At 71.0% G+C, this 14,974-nt stretch carries 19 protein-coding genes; 9 read left to right on the top strand and 10 right to left on the bottom strand.

Annotated elements, in window-relative coordinates; translation table 11 throughout:
* Positions 1–10: 10 nt before the first annotated feature.
* From OG246_RS08290 to OG246_RS08275, 4 genes are all read right to left on the bottom strand, one after another.
* On the bottom strand, positions 11–1,015 hold the full coding sequence (locus OG246_RS08290; protein ID WP_266458059.1) for an endonuclease/exonuclease/phosphatase family protein: 1,005 nt from the start codon (positions 1,013–1,015) through the stop codon (positions 11–13).
* Between the two features lie 115 nt (positions 1,016–1,130).
* Entirely contained in the window at positions 1,131–1,571 is a 441-nt protein-coding gene (locus OG246_RS08285; RefSeq protein WP_266458056.1) for a hypothetical protein, read from the bottom strand.
* Between the two features lie 135 nt (positions 1,572–1,706).
* The gene (locus OG246_RS08280; protein WP_266458053.1) at positions 1,707–2,519 is read right to left on the bottom strand and encodes an alpha/beta fold hydrolase; all 813 of its coding nucleotides are present in this window, start codon (positions 2,517–2,519) and stop codon (positions 1,707–1,709) included.
* Between the two features lie 72 nt (positions 2,520–2,591).
* Positions 2,592–3,497 carry a hypothetical protein gene (locus OG246_RS08275; protein ID WP_266458050.1) on the bottom strand — a complete coding sequence of 302 codons (906 nt, stop codon included), beginning with the start codon at positions 3,495–3,497 and terminating at the stop codon, positions 2,592–2,594.
* A 212-nt stretch (positions 3,498–3,709) separates the two neighbouring features.
* Here OG246_RS08275 and OG246_RS08270 point away from each other — a divergent pair, with 212 nt between their 5' ends.
* Positions 3,710–4,312 carry an SH3 domain-containing protein gene (locus OG246_RS08270; RefSeq protein ID WP_266458047.1) on the top strand — a complete coding sequence of 201 codons (603 nt, stop codon included), beginning with the start codon at positions 3,710–3,712 and terminating at the stop codon, positions 4,310–4,312.
* Between the two features lie 72 nt (positions 4,313–4,384).
* On the opposite strand, the gene OG246_RS08265 is transcribed toward OG246_RS08270, so the two are convergent.
* Entirely contained in the window at positions 4,385–4,861 is a 477-nt protein-coding gene (locus tag OG246_RS08265; protein WP_266458043.1) for a hypothetical protein, read from the bottom strand.
* Positions 4,862–4,966: 105 nt separating this feature from the next.
* On the opposite strand from OG246_RS08265, the gene OG246_RS08260 reads away from it, so the two are divergent.
* The 3 genes from OG246_RS08260 (at position 4,967) to OG246_RS08250 (ending at position 8,162) form a co-directional block, all read left to right on the top strand.
* Positions 4,967–5,605: an NAD(P)-dependent oxidoreductase gene (locus OG246_RS08260; protein WP_266458041.1), complete on the top strand. Its 639-nt coding sequence runs from the start codon at positions 4,967–4,969 to the stop codon at positions 5,603–5,605.
* 29 nt (positions 5,606–5,634) lie between these two features.
* Complete coding sequence (locus OG246_RS08255; protein WP_266458039.1) at positions 5,635–6,894, top strand: PP2C family protein-serine/threonine phosphatase; 1,260 nt, start codon at positions 5,635–5,637, stop codon at positions 6,892–6,894.
* A gap of 83 nt (positions 6,895–6,977) precedes the next feature.
* The gene (locus OG246_RS08250; protein ID WP_266458037.1) at positions 6,978–8,162 is read left to right on the top strand and encodes a hypothetical protein; all 1,185 of its coding nucleotides are present in this window, start codon (positions 6,978–6,980) and stop codon (positions 8,160–8,162) included.
* Here the strand turns inward: OG246_RS08250 and OG246_RS08245 are convergent.
* Both OG246_RS08245 and OG246_RS08240 read right to left on the bottom strand, forming a co-directional pair.
* Positions 8,159–9,403 carry an amidohydrolase gene (locus tag OG246_RS08245; RefSeq protein WP_266458035.1) on the bottom strand — a complete coding sequence of 415 codons (1,245 nt, stop codon included), beginning with the start codon at positions 9,401–9,403 and terminating at the stop codon, positions 8,159–8,161. The two genes, OG246_RS08250 and OG246_RS08245, sit on opposite strands and share 4 nt — an antisense overlap.
* Positions 9,404–9,446: 43 nt before the next feature.
* Positions 9,447–9,899: an ATP-binding protein gene (locus OG246_RS08240; protein WP_266458032.1), complete on the bottom strand. Its 453-nt coding sequence runs from the start codon at positions 9,897–9,899 to the stop codon at positions 9,447–9,449.
* Positions 9,900–9,984: 85 nt separating this feature from the next.
* Between OG246_RS08240 and OG246_RS08235 the strand changes: the two genes are divergently transcribed.
* The 3 genes from OG246_RS08235 (at position 9,985) to OG246_RS08225 (ending at position 11,789) form a co-directional block, all read left to right on the top strand.
* Positions 9,985–10,833: a helix-turn-helix transcriptional regulator gene (locus OG246_RS08235; protein WP_266458030.1), complete on the top strand. Its 849-nt coding sequence runs from the start codon at positions 9,985–9,987 to the stop codon at positions 10,831–10,833.
* A complete protein-coding gene (locus OG246_RS08230; RefSeq protein WP_266458028.1) occupies positions 10,793–11,062 on the top strand; it encodes a DUF397 domain-containing protein in 270 nt (89 codons plus the stop codon). The genes OG246_RS08235 and OG246_RS08230 overlap by 41 nt, the downstream gene beginning before the upstream one ends.
* Before the next feature lie 199 nt (positions 11,063–11,261).
* Complete coding sequence (locus OG246_RS08225; protein ID WP_323178282.1) at positions 11,262–11,789, top strand: Uma2 family endonuclease; 528 nt, start codon at positions 11,262–11,264, stop codon at positions 11,787–11,789.
* A gap of 35 nt (positions 11,790–11,824) precedes the next feature.
* Here the strand turns inward: OG246_RS08225 and OG246_RS08220 are convergent, their stop codons facing one another.
* Complete coding sequence (locus OG246_RS08220; protein WP_266457998.1) at positions 11,825–12,388, bottom strand: hypothetical protein; 564 nt, start codon at positions 12,386–12,388, stop codon at positions 11,825–11,827.
* On the bottom strand, positions 12,381–12,785 hold the full coding sequence (locus OG246_RS08215) for a hypothetical protein (protein WP_266457997.1): 405 nt from the start codon (positions 12,783–12,785) through the stop codon (positions 12,381–12,383). The genes OG246_RS08220 and OG246_RS08215 overlap by 8 nt, the downstream gene beginning before the upstream one ends.
* 160 nt (positions 12,786–12,945) lie before the next feature.
* On the opposite strand from OG246_RS08215, the gene OG246_RS08210 reads away from it, so the two are divergent.
* Both OG246_RS08210 and OG246_RS08205 read left to right on the top strand, forming a co-directional pair.
* Positions 12,946–14,178 carry a sensor histidine kinase gene (locus tag OG246_RS08210; protein WP_266457996.1) on the top strand — a complete coding sequence of 411 codons (1,233 nt, stop codon included), beginning with the start codon at positions 12,946–12,948 and terminating at the stop codon, positions 14,176–14,178.
* Positions 14,175–14,777 carry a DNA-binding response regulator gene (locus tag OG246_RS08205; RefSeq protein WP_266457993.1) on the top strand — a complete coding sequence of 201 codons (603 nt, stop codon included), beginning with the start codon at positions 14,175–14,177 and terminating at the stop codon, positions 14,775–14,777. Before OG246_RS08210 ends, OG246_RS08205 begins: the two co-directional genes overlap by 4 nt.
* Before the next feature lie 13 nt (positions 14,778–14,790).
* Here OG246_RS08205 and OG246_RS08200 read toward each other — a convergent pair whose 3' ends face one another.
* Entirely contained in the window at positions 14,791–14,934 is a 144-nt protein-coding gene (locus tag OG246_RS08200) for a hypothetical protein (RefSeq protein WP_266457990.1), read from the bottom strand.
* Between the last annotated feature and the right edge of the window lie 40 nt (positions 14,935–14,974).

The following is a 14,974-nucleotide window of genomic DNA, read 5'->3' as shown; positions in this document are numbered from 1 at the left end:
CGCGGCTGTCTCAGCCGCGCTGGTGGAGGGTGAGATCGACGACGAGCGCGCGGTGGTCGGAGCCGGTGAGGTCGAGGAAGCCGGCCTTGTTCACCGAGAACTCCTCGGACACCAGGACGTGGTCGATCTGGACGCCGAGCGGCGGGGCCGTGTCGACGGGCCAGCTCGGGTCGCGGGTGTCTCCGTCGAGGCGGGAGCTGTCGCGCAGGCCGGTGTCGAGGATGCGGCGGAACGCGGCGTGGTCCTGGGAGGCGTTGAAGTCCCCGGCCAGGATGGTGGGTCCGTCGCCCGCCGCCGCGTAGTCGCGCAGCTCGCCGAGCTCGCGCCGCCAGACGCCGACCTGGCCGGGGAGCGGGGGCATGGGGTGCGCGAGCTGCAGCCTTACGTCGTGTCCCTGTACGTCGGCCACGGCGCCGGGCATGCCCATGGTCGTCCCGGGCAGGCCGTCGGCGCCCTTGAGCGGGAACCGGCTGAGGATCACGGACCCGTCGGATCCGGCGCCCTCGACGGCCTCCCGGTACGGGAACGCGCCGCCGCTCCCGCCGAAGGCGTCCTCCAGCGCGCGGGAGCACGCGTACTCGCACTCCTCCACGAACACGATGGCGGGTTTCTCCCGCTCGACGGCGGCGATGAGCGCGTCGGTCGCCCGCCCGAACTGCACGTTGGAAGTCATCACACGGAGTTCGGCGACGGCCGCCCCGGTCGGCTCGCTGATCTTCCCGTACGGGTCCATGTACCAGATGAGGCCGAAGACAACGGCCATGCCCCACACCATCCCGGTCCGCCAGAGGGCGAGCGTCGAGATCGCGAGTCCCAGCCCGGCGGGCGCGAGCAGCCAGGGCAGGAACGCGAGCAACTGCGGCACGGGCGTGATCCCGTCGCTGTCGCCCACCCGGAACCCGAGGACCACACTCACCGCGGCCAGCAGCAACCCCGCGAACCGGGTGGGCCACCGCCGCCGCGGCGTGACGCTCTCCCACTCCGGAGCAGACCACCCCGCCGGCGCAGTATCCAAGTCCTGGTCCCGGCCTTCCGTTCGTCCGCATGGGGTGTCGGAATTCTCCCCTGAGGACCCTAAGGACGGGGTGAGGCGGTGGAGGGTTGCCCTGTGAACGGGAGGACCGTGGACGCTACTTCGTCGTCGACGGGCGTCCTGCCGTCGCCAGGGCCCAGATCACGAAGACCGCGATGGCGATGGAGATGATCGACCAGAAGGGGGCGTAGGGCAGGAACATGAAGTACTCGATCATGGACAGGGCGGCGAGGCCGATGCCGACGCCGCGGGCCCAGTCCATGCCCTGGAGGATGCCCCAGCCGGTGATGGCGACGAGGACGCCGATGACGAGGTGGATCCAGCCCCAGGTGGTGAGGTTGAACTCGTACACATAGCTGCCGAGGCGTGTGTAGACGTCGTCGGCCGCGATGCCCGCGATGCCGTTGAGCACGCTCAGGATGCCGGTGACCATCATCAGGACACCGGCGAAGACGGTGCCGCCGGAGGCCCAGTCGGAGCCTCCTGTCGAGGCCGTGCGGTGCTTGGGGTCGACGGGCGGCGCGGCGTGGTCGGTCATGGGGTCTCCTCGGGGCGGGCCTGGAGTTCCCTCGCAGGTTCGCCCCGGGGGCGGGGCCTCGCATCAGGGGTGGGCCGAACGGGTGAGCCGCCGCTTCGGGCGTAGCCGTGTCAGCCGTCCAGCCGTCCAGCCGTGTCAGCGGTCCAGCCGTGCCAGGAAGCCCGCCAGTGCCTCGTTGAACTCTTCCGGGCGCTCCAGGTTCGGCATGTGCGCCGCCGAGTCGATCACCTGGAGCGTGGAGTCGGGGAGCGCCGCGTGCATCGCCTCCGCGTCGGAGACCGGTGTGAACTCGTCGTCGGCGCCCACGACCACGAGGGCCGGGACCGTGACCCCGGTCAGCAGTGAGCGGTAGTCGGGGCGTTCCGCGCGGCCGCGCAGGGCCGCCGCCGCGCCCTCGGGTGAGGTTGCGGTCATCATGCGGTGCACGTGCGCCGCGACCTCCGCGTCCGCGTACGGCGCGACCATCTTGCGCAGCACCTCGTCGGCGTATCCGCGCATCCCCTCGCGCAGCAGCCGGTCCGCCATCGCGTTCCGCGTCTTCTTGCCCTCCGGCGTCTCGGCGGCCGGGAAGGTGTCCGCGAGGACCAGACCCCGGATGCGCTCGGGGAACTGCCGGTAGCACTCCATGACGATCTGCCCGCCCATCGAAAGACCGGCGAGGACGAACTCCTCGACGCCCAGGTCGTCGAGGAGCGCCGCGATGTCCTCGGCGAACGTGGAGAGCGGGGTGACGCCGGGCACCACCGGGGACGCGCCGTAGCCGCGCAGGTCGGGGGCGACGACCCGCCGGGAGGGGGCGAACGCGGTGATCTGCGGGGCCCACATCGTGCGGTCGAAGGGGTGGCCGTGGATGAGGACGAGGGGGAGCGCCGTGGAGTCGGCGTCGCCTTCGTCCGCGTGGGCGAGGTACGAGGAGTCGTGGGGCGGGACTTCGGATGCCGTGGTCACGACCCTAGACACACCAACTCCCCAGTGCAATAAGGTCTTTGGTCTAGTGCAATGAGAGGGGTGTGGGTGCGGTCAGGCCCGGACCCGCGACGCTCCTTCCACCGGAGCTTCCGCGGGCACCTCCTCCGTGCCCGCCCGCCGGTGCCGTGCGTACGCGCCCGTGAGCAGTGCGGCGGCGGCCACGGTGACGCCGAGTGCGAGGAGCAGCCAGCAGGCCAGGCGGAGCGTGGACGTGAGGGCGTCGTACACCGCGCCCGCCGCCGTGGGGGAGACGCCGGGCGGCAGGTCGGCGAGGGTGAGCCGGCGGCCGACGGCGATCGCCACGCCGAGCAGCGCGGCGCCCAGCGCGGTGCCGAGCCCTGTCGAGAGCACCGCGCGGCGGCGGCACACCGCGACGAGGATCCCGGCGAGGGTGAGGACGACCGAGGCGGCCGGCAGCCAGAACGCGGCGACTTCGAGCACGTGGAAACCCTTCCGGAGCCGGGTCAGATCCTCGGCCGCGAGCACCGTGAGCCGGGTGTGCTCGACGGGGATACGGTTCGCCAACGGCATGTGGTCGTCGGCGAGTTGGCGCTTCACGCGCTCGGTGACGGTCGCGAGGTCGACGGTCACCGGGCCCTCGCTGTCGTCGCGCAGCGCCCGCATCAGGGCGTCGTGCGCGGCGATGTTCGCGGCCTCCCAGGCCGTGCGGTACGCCTCGGTCTGCGTGAACGAGCGCACCGCGTCCCGCACGAAGGAGTTCACCGGACCCTGCATCCGCGGCCGTACGTGGACCTCCCGCATGATCCCGTCCGTGACCCCGGCCGCGATCGCGTCCCGTACGTCCGCGTCGGCGGCCAGCGGCGCCATCGTGGCCTCGTAACGGGCCGTGTCGCCGATCCCGTACAGCGCCCAGGCCGAGAGCGCGCCCAGCGGCGTGAGCAGGCAGGCGAGGACGATCAGCGCGGCCGAAAGGGCGCTGCGGGCACGGTGGGACACCCCACCAGGCAAGGCCTCGGGGGCGCCTCGCGCGAGCGGTTTGGCTGCAAATGGGCGCATATGACAAGCCGTACGGGGGCCAGGGACCCCGGTATGGGATCACCGCGCGCCCGGCACCCGCCCACAGCCCAGTAACCGCACGGCCCGCACGCTCTCCGGTGGAGGCCTCACCCGAACGGGTGTTACCTGGTTCTGGGGAAAAGGAGGCCGATATGCGCACCACCCCGGCCCTGCGGACCCTTGCCGTGGCCCTGTTCACCGGCGGCGTCATCACCGTCGCCGTGGCGGGCACCTCGGCGGCGGCGGTCCCGTCGGCTCACACCTCCGGTGGCGGCGGCTCGGACAGTCCCATATGGGGCACCGTCGTCTCCCGAGGCGATCTGAACGTACGACAGCAGCCCAACGCGAACTCGTCCCTGGTCGACAGGCTCTCGCCGGGCAGTCAGGACCGCGTCCTGTGCGCGGTGCAGGGACAGAGCATCTTCGGCAACACGGACTGGTACTGGCTCGTCGGGGCGCAGGGATGGGCAAGCGCCGCCTTCGTGGACACCGGCAGGCAGTGGGTGCCCAGCTGTCAGGACCCGTGCCCCGGCTGGAAGGACGGGGCCTGGGACGACGACAACTGGAAGAACGGCGACAACAGCTGGAACAACGACAGCAACAGGAACAGCGGCTGGAACAACGGTGACTCCGACTGGAGTTCGTCCAGTTCGTCCAGTTCAGGTTCCTGGAGTTTCAGCGTCTCCGGCTCGTGGAGCTTCAGCGCTTCCGGCTCCTCTTCGAGCTCCTGGGACTGGATCCCAGGGGGCAGGTGAGTGAGGGACAAACACGAGGCCCCGGCTGCTGCGCCGGGGCCTCGTGTGTGCCGTACGTCGGGGGTCGGCGGGTCAGTTCACCCGGTGACCCTCGGCGTCCTCGTGGGTGTAGTAGCGGTAGAAGAGCACCACGTACACGCTCGCCGCGACCGCGAGGGACATGAGCACGGACCGCAGGATGGTCGCGCCGGTCTGGCTGTAGATGAAACCGAACGCGATACCCGCGAACGCCATCCACATCAGCGCGTGCAGCTCGCGCCTCATCAGCGGAGCCATCATGCGTACGCCGATCCAGGCCGCGGCGAACGCGATCGCGCACACGAACCCGAACAGCACGTTCCAGCCCGTGATCGCGCCGGTGTCGCGGTTGATGGCCGCCGCCCAGAAGCCGTAGATGAGCCCGCCGACCACGGGCATCGCCCATTTCACGATGCTCGCGGCCCGCGGGCCCATGAGGTCGTACAGGAAGCCGGGCTGATCCGCTCCGGATGTACGTGGCCGGGAACGCGGTGTCCCTGACGCCGGTGATGCGGGTGCTGCCTGAGCCATGGGAGCACTCCTCTCTCTCCTCGCCCCTGCCTCCAGGGCACACCTCGCCCGGGCGGCTGGCAAGTCGGGATGCGGTGGTCGGGGCAGCGTGTTTCGCTGGGCTTCATGAAGCTCGTACTCTTCGGCGCCACCGGCATGGTCGGCAGCCGTATCGCCACGGAGGCGTCGGCACGCGGACACCAGGTCATCGCCGTGAGCCGGTCCGGGCAGTCCCCGGTCCCCGGTGTCATCACGGCGGCGGCGGACGTCTCGGACCCGGCGAAGGTGACGGAGCTGGCGGCGGGCGCGGACGCGGTGGCGTCCGCGTGCGCGCCGCCCAGGGACGGCACGGATCCCCGCGGCCCCTACCTCGCACTGACCCAGTCGCTGGTGGAGGGCGTCAGGGCGGCCGGTGTACGGCGGCTCGTGGTCGCCGGTGGCGCGGGCAGCCTGGAGGTCGCCCCGGGTCAGGCGGCGGCGGACCAGCCCGGCTTCCCCGAGGCCTACCTCCCCGAGGCCCTCGCCCAGCGCGACGCCCTCACCTTCTACCGGGGCCTCGACGACGGCCTCGACTGGACCTACGTCTCGCCCGCCGCGGCGATCGCCCCCGGCCAACGCACGGGCCGGTTCCGCATCGGCGGCGACCAGCTGCTCACCGACGAGCACGGCAACAGCCGGATCAGCGCCGAGGACTACGCGGTCGCCTTCGTCGACGAGCTGGAGAAGGACGCCCATCCTCGCGCCCGTATGTCGGTCGCGTACTGACGGGCGCGAGGAAGAGACGGAAGGGCGAGGTGGGCGGCCGGCGGACCGTCATCGAGCAACTGCCTCCCGCCGGACGGACGGACCCGGTCCAGCGGCAGAGGATCCTGCGGCTGCGCGGCCACAGCGTGGCCTGGGTGCCGCCGCTGCTCCTCCTCATCGGCATCACGCTCGCCGACGCGAACACCTCCGGCGAGTTCCGGATCATCTCCTGGATCGTGCTCGTGCCGGGTATCGCGGCGGCGATCTGCGGGGTGTGGGGCACGGGGGCGTTCGCCGTGCTCTCGCTGCTCACCTACTTCGCCGTGGACACCTCCTGGCCGCACCAGTACCAGACCGGCCTGCCCGACTTCATCCTCGTCGCGGTGGGCGGCATCCTCGCCACGCTGGCCTGCGCGGTCCGGGTCCGCGGCGAACAGCGGATGCTGCACATGAAGGACGTCGCCGAGACCACCCGGCGCACCCTGCTGCGCCCGCTGGCGCCGGGCTGGGGCGGCCTCGACCACGCGGCCGTGTACCTCGCCGCCGACAGCGAGGCCCGCGTCGGCGGCGACTTCTACGACATCCAGCCGGGCCTTCACGGCACCCGCGTCCTCCTCGGCGACGTCCAGGGCAAGGGGCTCTCGGCGGTGGAGGCGGCGGCCGCGCTGCTGGGCACCTTCCGCGAGTCGGCGTACCACGAGCCCCGCCTGCGCACCGTCTCCGACCGCCTGGAGACCCGCATGCTCCGGCACGTCCACTACTGCGCCTCGCTCGGCTACGACGACGACGACCGCTTCGCGACGGCGATCCTGGTCGGCTTCCCCAGGACCGAGTGGCGCGGCCCGACCCGGCGGGACGGTACGAGCGAGCCGGAGCCCGAGGCTCCGGTTCTGCCGGTCTCCCCCGGCACCGTCGAGGTCATCAACTTCGGCCACGAACCGCCGCTCGTGATCTCCCACGGCGGGGTGCGTTCGCTGCCGCCCGGCGACGGACTCCCGCTCGGGCTCAGCGAGTTGACGTACCACCCGCCGCCGCTGATCACCGTCCCGCTCGCCCCCGGCGAGACCCTGCTCCTCGTCACGGACGGGGTGACCGAGGCCCGCGACTCCGCCGATGTGTTCTACCCGCTCCGCGACAGCGTGGCCCGCGCCGCGGCCGAGGACCCGGACATCGCCGATCCGCAGCGCCTCGTGCAGTTCGTCCGCGACGCCACCCTGCGGCACTGCGGCGGCCGCCTCGCCGACGACACGACGATCTTCGCCGTACGACGTCGGCTGCCACCCCCGGGCGAGGTACAAGCCCCGTCATAGCCGGGCGTTTGCACTCCTGCCGCCCCCCTTTGCAGGCGCAGCGGTTACGGTGCTGGCGTACGTGATCGATGGGGAGGGAACCTATGCCCGGAACCGTGCTGCTTCTCGCGGCCTCGCCGGTGGGCAAGGGGCGTCTGGTGGACGCGGCGTCCGTGCTTCCCGTACTCGCGGCGGTGTCCCCCGCGGTGCTGTCCGGCGCGGACACCGCGAACGTGGTGGAACTGGCCGATCCGCTGGAGCCGCAGGCCGTGCTCACCCGGCTGCGGGCTGCGGCTGCGGCCCCCGGACCGCTGACGGTGTTCGTGACCGGCCAGCTTCAGCTGGACCGGCGCCAGCGTCTTCCCCACCTCGCTCTCGCCCGGACCACGGCGGCGACGGTTCGCTATACCGCCTTTCCCTGGCACTGGATCGCCGAGGAGCTGCGGTTGCGGCCGCCGGGTACCAGCACGCTGGTGGTCGACCTGCACGCCGATCCGGAGGCCTGGCAGCATCTCGCCGCCCACCCGCTCACCGCGGGGCCGACCTGCGCTCTGTACGGGCGCGTTGCTCCGCCTCCGGCCCGCCGCACTGTGGCGTCACCGGCGTACATGAAGGCCGTCGCCACGCTTCTCCGCAGTGGGTACCGGCCGCCGGTTGCGCAGCTTCACCAGCAGGCGCTGTCGCGGATCGTGGGGGAGGGTGGGTACGGGGACGTGGTGCTGGAGCCCGGAGTTGGGGCCGGGGTGGGGTTTTTCGCCCCCTCCGCCCCTTCCCGTCCCGTTCCTGGGGGCTTCGCCCCCAGACCCCCCTATCGGCCTGAACGGCCTCGTCCTCAAACGCCGGACGGGCTGGAACCTGATCCCCACGCCCTCATTGCCGCGGCCGTGCAGGGCGAGCGGCATGGTGACGCCGATGCGCTGGCCGGCCAGTGTGAACAGGACGCGCTGCGCGCGCACGGGGTCGGCTCCGAGCAGGTGCTGCACTGGATGGAAGTTCGTGCGGATCTGGCTATGTTCGCGGGGGATCCGGTCCGTAGTTGCCGGACCTGGCTCGCTGTTGCGAACGGGCGGCTCGGTGCGGGGCAGGCACCGGACGCGGCGGCCGTCGAGACGGCCGCCGACCGTGCCCATCACCAGTGGGGCAGCATCCGTGACTCGGCTCGGGCCCGTGAACTCGGGCCCGAGCTGGCCGAGTTGCGCCGTCGGGTCCCCGGGCGTCGTGAGGGCGCGTTGAGTCACGTGCAGCGGCACCTGAACGAGCTGCAGGCGACGGAACAACTCGCCGGCTAGTTGGCGGGGGCGAGGTACGCGAGCGCGCCGGACACCAGCGTGCGTACGCCCGGTGCGACCACGGACAGGTCGGGGGCGAAGAGCGGGCTGTGGTTGCTGGGGACGGCGTCGAACTTCGTCATCAGGTCCTCGCCCGGTGCCTCGTCCCACACCGCGGCCGGGGTGCTCGTCACGAACCAGTAGGCGTACGGCAGTTTGCCCTCCGCGAGCTGCGAGAAGTCCTCGCTGCCCATCGCCGGGCCGGGGTCGAAGACGGTGGCCTCGCCGAACACCTCGCGGTGGACGCCGGCGACACGGTGGTCGGTCTCCGCGTCGTTCACCGTCGCCGGGAAGCTGTTGCCCAGCGTCACCTCGGGCCCGCGCGGGCAGCCCGCGGCATGGCACTCGCCCTCGGCGATGCGGCGGATGGCGGCGAGCATCCGGTCCCGGACCGCCTCGGACTGCGTACGGAGGTTGAGGGAGATACGGGCGGTGGCGGGGATGATGTTCGAGGCCGTGCCCGCCTCGATGCGGCCGACGGTCAGCACGGTCGACTCGCGCGGGGCGATCTCGCGGCTGACTACGGTCTGCAGCCGGGTCACGATGTACGCGGCGGTCACCACCGGGTCGACGGTCGTCTCCGGCCGCGACCCGTGCCCGCCCCGCCCGTGCACCACGATGTCGACGTCCGTCGTCGCCGACATGATCAGCCCCGGCACATGCGCGTACAGACCCGCGGGCCCGGGTGCCACATGCTGGCCGAGCAGGACGTCGGGGCGCGGAAAGCGGTCGTAGAGCCCGTCCGTGACCATCGCCGCCGCACCCTTGCCGGACTCCTCGGCGGGCTGGCCGACCACCAGCAGCGTCCCGGACCAGGCGTCACGTCCGGCGGCCAGCGCCGCCGCCGCGCCGGCCAGCCAGGTCACGTGCATGTCGTGCCCGCAGGCGTGCATCACACCGGGCGTCCCGGAGGCGTACGCAAGGCCGGTCTGCTCGGTCACCGGCAGCGCGTCCATGTCGGCGCGCAGCAGCACGGTCGGGCCCTCGCCGTTGCGCAGCACCCCGGCGACTCCGGTACCGCCGATGCCCTTGGCCGTCTCGAACCCCGCTCCGGCGAGCCGCTCGGTCAGTTTGGCCGCCGTGCGGTGTTCCTCGAAGGCCAGTTCCGGGTGGCGGTGCAGGTCCCGGTAGAAGTCCTCCAGAGCGGAGACCGGGAGGCCGTCGGTGAGTTCCAGTGCGGCGCGTGCGGCGGCAGAGGTCATGAACGCAGCGTAGACCGGCTGGCTGTGACCTGTATGGCGGCGTTCACGCCCACCGCCCGCCGCCCCCCGGCGGTGGATCCCGCTTGACGTGACACTCGAACCACACCGTCTTCCCCGCCCGCCCCGGCAGCGGGGTCCACCCCCACCGGTCGGTGACCGCCTCCACGATCACCAGGCCCCGCCCGCCCTCCCCGAGCTCGTCCACAGCTGTGGACAACGGCGGCCGCGGGCAGGTGTCGGTCACCTCCACCCGTACGCCGTCGGCCGACCACAGCATCAGCAGCGCGGCCCGCCGCTCCGGCACATGCCGTACGACGTTCGCGACCAGCTCGGTCAACGCGAGCCCGGCGGCGTCGTTCAGCTCCTGCATCTCCCAGGCGATCAGATACGCCCGCAGAATGCGCCGCAGGTGTCGCGCCGAGTGCTCACCGACGGTGAAGCTGATGCCGTACCTCGCGGCAATTGCCGTCTCTGGCGGGTCAGTTGCGTGATTCATGTCACCAGCGTGGAGTGGAGTGATTACGCTCGGCTACAGAATGAATTGAACGCCGCCCGGCGTTCGGACCTGGGGGTGACCGCCCATGCCCAACATCCGCGAACTCGATCCCAGTGCTTCCCCGTTGGACTACTTCGGCTCGGAGCTGCGCCGGCAGAGAGAGGCGGCGGGTCTGAGGCAGGGGCAGTTGGGCGACGTCATCTTCTGCACGGGGTCGCTGATCGGGCAGGTCGAGACGGCCCACAAGGTCCCGACCCGCGAATTCGCAGAGCGGATCGACGCGGCGCTGATGACGGACGGGGCGTTTTCGCGGTTGGTGGGGTTGGTTTTGCGGAGCCAACTGCCGTCGTGGTTTCAGGCGTATGCGGAGATGGAGGCCAAGGCCGCTTACATCTCCTCGTTCCAGGCCCAGTTGGTGGATGGGCTTCTCCAGACAGAGGGGTACGCCCGTGCGGTATTGGGCGCCCGGAGTGAGGGAGACCTCGACGCGAAGGTGGCGGCTCGGCTGGATCGTCAGCGGATCCTGGCGAAGGAGTCGCCGCCACTGGTGTGGGTGGTGCTGAGCGAGGCCGTTCTGCATCAGGAAGTTGGTGGCCGTGAGGTCATGCGGAACCAACTGGCGCACTTGTTGGAGTTCTCCAGGGACGGATGGACGCAGATCCAGGTGCTTCCCTTCGAGGTGGGTCAACACCCGGGGTTGATGGGCTCGTTCAACCTCCTGCGCTTCGATGACGACCCGGATCTCGTCTACACCGAGGACTTCATCCAGGGCCATATGACCGCCGACCCGAGCAAGTTCAAGGAAGGCTCCCTCCGTTACGATCATTTGAAGGCCGCCGCTCTCTCCGTGGAGGACTCGGCGGCGCTGATCGCGCGCGTGATGGAGGAGCGTTATGGGCACCAGCCAGGACCTGACAGCCGCGCGGTGGCGTAAGTCCAGCTACAGCGGCGACACCGGCGGCCAGTGTGTCGAGTGCGCCCCCCTCGGCACCGCCGAGTGGCGCAAGTCGACCTACTGCGCCAGCGGCGGCAGCGACTGCCTCGAAGTCGCCGACCTCACCCCCCACATCGCCGTCCGCGACTCCAAGAACCCCGCCGGCGGCACCCTCACGCTCTCGCCGGAGGCGTACGCGGCCTTCGTGAGCCACGTCTCCGCGCGGTAGCCCAGCGGCAGTGAGCCTGCTCCAGATTCCGTGTGCGGGCTGCTTGTCTACTCTGGGAGCGTGGCGCTGAGCGAAGGAGGTCTGTCATGGCGACGGCGGAGCCGATCATCTGCCGGGGTACCAGGGCGAGGCCTTTCAAGGCCCCAACGACGACCCTGACGGCGACTACGAGATGCCCTTCTGCATGGGCGGCGTAGGCGTGGAGCAGGCCTTCGAGCTGTTCAGTGCTGCGGCTCCCGAGGGCTGGCGCGTGGAGCTGGTTGAAGGGGAGATTTGCGTGTCGCCACCGACGAATGGGGCGCACGAGGAGATTGTGTCGGAGCTCAGCGAGCAGTTCTGGGACCATGACAAGGGGCTGGGTCGTTACACCGGCATCGGCCTGAACATCCCCGGTGCCTCCGGGACCGGTCACGTCATCCCCGACCTGGCGACCGCCCCCAAAGGCAGTTTCCATGACGAGGAGGAGTGGCACGACCCCTCCGCCGTCCTCCTCGTCGCTGAGGTCACCTCGACCAGCACGGCCGACCGCGACCGGGAGAAGAAGATCCACGGCTATGCCCGTGCCGGCATCCCCGTCTACCTGCTCATCGACCGGGAAGAGGCCGAGGTGACGGTCTACTCCGACCCGTCGGGCGACGGCTACGCCAAGGGACCGAAGCATAAGCTCGGCCTGACCGTGCCACTCCCCGCCCCCCTCGGGTTCGAGCTCGACACCAAGGAATTCTGAAGTCGGCGTGCCACTCCCCGCCCCCTCGGTCTCGGCTAGTACAGGAACACCAGCCCCGCAGCGACAAGGATGTCGAGGACCCCGCACCACTCCGCGTACGTGCGGGACACCACCTTGTCGAGCTTGATGTACGCGAAGTCCCAGATGCCGTGCAGGAACCAGCCGGCGGCGATCAGCCAGCGGCCGACGTCCGGGTCCACGATCAGCCCGGCCAGGGCCACCGCACCGAAGCCGAGCATGCCCAGGGTCTGGACCCGGAACGGGTCGGGCCGGGAAAGCTGCCCGTCGAGCGCGCCCCAGACCAGGACGACGAGTGCCACGGCGGCGAAGACGGTGGACGGTGGGACCACGTCCACCGCGCCCAGGATCAGCGTGAGCGCGAACGCCACGCTGATCACCGGCCAAGTGGCCCGGCGGTTGCTCAGCTTGGCGACGATCAGGTACTCCAGGGGCAGCAGCGGGAGTATGTGCGCGAGTTCGCTGTCGGCGTCGGGACCGTTCAGGGTGAGGGCGGCGACCGCGACGGCCAGGGCGGTGGGCCAGCGCCCCAGCAGCCAGTGGGTCCAGCCCGTGCGGGCGGTGGGCGTCGTGTCAGCCATGAGAGCAACCTCCGTACTCGGCGCGACGGCGCAGCATCAGCAGGAACATGAGCGGGAGCATCAGGACGTGCTCCAGGAGGAGCAGGGAATCGCCCGAGAGCGCGCCCAGCCACAGCAGCGGGAACAGCACGAGGAACGGGGCGAACATGGCGCCCGCCATTTCGAGGGTTCCGGCCCAGGCGTGACCTCGGTGGCGCATCCAGAGGACCATCCCTGCCGACATGTCGAAGGCCATTTCCAGGCAGACCAACTCCGGGTACTGGGATGGGAATTCGAGGCCTGCGAGCCACAGGACGCCTCGCAGCGCCGGGCCGAGGACCACCATTCCGACGGCCATCGCGGCGACCATCTCCAGGTAGTGGCGGAGGAAGCGTTTGTTCGTCGTCAGGGTTTTCACGGGGCAGCTCCTGAATACCGGGGCGGGGTATCTCGTGCTGCCCAGACTGGCGAAGGCGGACCAGCGCCAGTAGTGCCGAACCCGCATGAGTGGACGTGGAGTTGTCACGTCGTCGTGTGACAACTGTCATCTCCGCCGGACCCGTTGCGACAATGACCGCGTGCGTGACGCGCCGAACGACCAGGGGGCAGGACCGGCAGGGCTGACGGGCTTCCACCGCTACACCTGGTGGAGCCTCATCGGCACCACCGAGTTCTTCTTGGTCTTCCTCGTCGGGGAGTGGGTCCTCGACGAGGACGTCGCGGCCTGGGCGCGGATCCCCGGCGCGGTCGGCCTGGCGGCCACGGCGGTGGCGAGTGCGGTGCTGCTCAGCCGCCGGGTGGCGATGGCACCCGCTCCCGACACCTGGCCCGACCGGCCGCCGGTGGCGTGGCTGACCGTCGGGAGCGTGGGCGCGGCCCTGCTCGGCGGAGTCGCGCTCGCCGTCCGGAACTACGAGCTGTGGTCGTACGCCCCGGCGACGATGGTCACGGTCGCGGCGACGTTCCTGTCGCCAAGGCGCAGGCGGGAGTTGATCGCCGGAGCGGTGGCCGTTGCAGCGGTGCTCGGCGGGGCCGTCGCCCTGGCTTCCGGCGACGGGTTGGTCCACGCGACGGCGTTCCCGGCCGTGATGGTCGCCTCCGTCGCCTGGATCACGCTGGGCATGCTGTGGGGCTGGGACGTCGCCGGGCGGCTCAACCGGGCCCGCGGGCTCGCCGCCGAACTGGCGGTCAAGGACGAGCGCCTGCGCTTCGCCGCCGACCTGCACGACATCCAGGGCCACCATCTGCAAGTGATCGCGCTCAAGGGCGAGTTGGCCGCACGGCTCGTCGAGGCCGACCCGGCGCGGGCCGCCGCCGAGATGAAGGACGTGCAGCGGCTGGCCACCGACGCGCTCACCGACACCCGCGCCGTGGTGCAGGGCTATCGCCGTACCTCCCTGGACGCGGAGATCGCCAACGCGGCCAGGGTCCTCGCCGCGGCCGACATAGACGCCCGGCTGCACATCGAACCCGCCGACGCCGACCGCCTCCCGACCGCCGGACGGCATCTCCTGGGCCTGGTGATGCGGGAGGCCACCACCAACGTGCTGCGCCACAGCCAGGCGCGCCGGGCGGAGGTCGACTACCGCCTCACGAACGGCTTCGCCCGCCTGCGGGTGAGCAACGACGGCGCGGCAGGACCGCCCCGCTCGGGCATGGACACCGGAACCGGGCTGCGCACCCTGGCCGAGCGCCTGGAGGCCGCCGGAGGCGAACTGACCTGGGAACACGAGGAGGACAGCTTCGTGGTGGCGGCCTCACTGCCGGTGAAAGCAGGCACAGACGGGCACTCTGAGGGGGAGGCGGGATGATCCGGCTGCTGCTGGCCGACGACGAGGAGCTCCTCAGGAGCGCCCTGGCCGCCCTGCTGGACCTGGAGGACGACCTCAGCGTGGTCGCCCAGGCGGCCACCTCCACCGACGCCGTACGGCTGGCACGCGAGCACCGGCCCGACATCGCCGTCCTCGACCTGGAGATGCCGCCGGCCGACGGCCTGACCGCCGCCGAACAGATCCGCGCGGAACTGCCCACCCGGATCGTCATGGTCACCCGGCACGCGCGGCCGGGAGTGCTGCGCCGTGCCCTGGCGGCCGGGGTCAGCGGGTTCGTGCCCAAGACGACGCCCGCGGCCAGGCTGGCGGAGATCATCCGTGACGTCGCCGCAGGCCGCCGGTACGTCGATTCCGACATCGCCGCATCCGCGCTGACCGAGGACGACTGCCCGCTCAGCGACAGGGAGCTGGACGTACTGCGGGCGACCCGGACCGGCGCCTCGATCAAGGAGATCGCCAAAGAGGTCGGCCTCGCACAGGGCACGGTCCGCAACTACCTGTCGGCGGCCATGTCCAAACTCAACGTCAGCTCACGGCACGCGGCCGCCCACCGGGCCTGGGAGGAAGGCTGGATCTAGCGGGTCAATGGATCTAGCGCGTCACGGCCAGGACCGGTACCGGTACCGGCTCGGCCGCTCGCGCGGGCCCCGCGTTCGCCGCGAGCAGCAGAGCTGCGATGGCGATGACAGCGGCGCCGAAGCCCCTTGAGTAGCGGACGGTAATACGTCGGAGCATGGCGACCTCGCAACGACAGCGGCGTATTAAGCGGGCTTAA

This window comes from Streptomyces sp. NBC_00620 (genome assembly GCF_026341825.1).
In the GTDB taxonomy this organism is placed as follows: domain Bacteria; phylum Actinomycetota; class Actinomycetes; order Streptomycetales; family Streptomycetaceae; genus Streptomyces.
Note: the sequence above shows the minus strand (reverse complement) of the source record. Positions and strands in the feature narration are given on the sequence as shown.

Coding starts and splice junctions, on each gene's coding strand:
- OG246_RS08285 (WP_266458056.1), bottom strand. CDS start 1,571: ATGACCGACCACGCCGCGCCGCCCGTCGACCCCAAGCACCGCACGGCC.
- OG246_RS08270 (WP_266458047.1), top strand. CDS start 3,710: ATGCGCACCACCCCGGCCCTGCGGACCCTTGCCGTGGCCCTGTTCACC.
- OG246_RS08265 (WP_266458043.1), bottom strand. CDS start 4,861: ATGGCTCAGGCAGCACCCGCATCACCGGCGTCAGGGACACCGCGTTCC.
- OG246_RS08260 (WP_266458041.1), top strand. CDS start 4,967: ATGAAGCTCGTACTCTTCGGCGCCACCGGCATGGTCGGCAGCCGTATC.
- OG246_RS08250 (WP_266458037.1), top strand. CDS start 6,978: ATGCCCGGAACCGTGCTGCTTCTCGCGGCCTCGCCGGTGGGCAAGGGG.
- OG246_RS08245 (WP_266458035.1), bottom strand. CDS start 9,403: ATGACCTCTGCCGCCGCACGCGCCGCACTGGAACTCACCGACGGCCTC.
- OG246_RS08240 (WP_266458032.1), bottom strand. CDS start 9,899: ATGAATCACGCAACTGACCCGCCAGAGACGGCAATTGCCGCGAGGTAC.
- OG246_RS08235 (WP_266458030.1), top strand. CDS start 9,985: ATGCCCAACATCCGCGAACTCGATCCCAGTGCTTCCCCGTTGGACTAC.
- OG246_RS08230 (WP_266458028.1), top strand. CDS start 10,793: ATGGGCACCAGCCAGGACCTGACAGCCGCGCGGTGGCGTAAGTCCAGC.
- OG246_RS08220 (WP_266457998.1), bottom strand. CDS start 12,388: ATGGCTGACACGACGCCCACCGCCCGCACGGGCTGGACCCACTGGCTG.
- OG246_RS08205 (WP_266457993.1), top strand. CDS start 14,175: ATGATCCGGCTGCTGCTGGCCGACGACGAGGAGCTCCTCAGGAGCGCC.
- OG246_RS08200 (WP_266457990.1), bottom strand. CDS start 14,934: ATGCTCCGACGTATTACCGTCCGCTACTCAAGGGGCTTCGGCGCCGCT.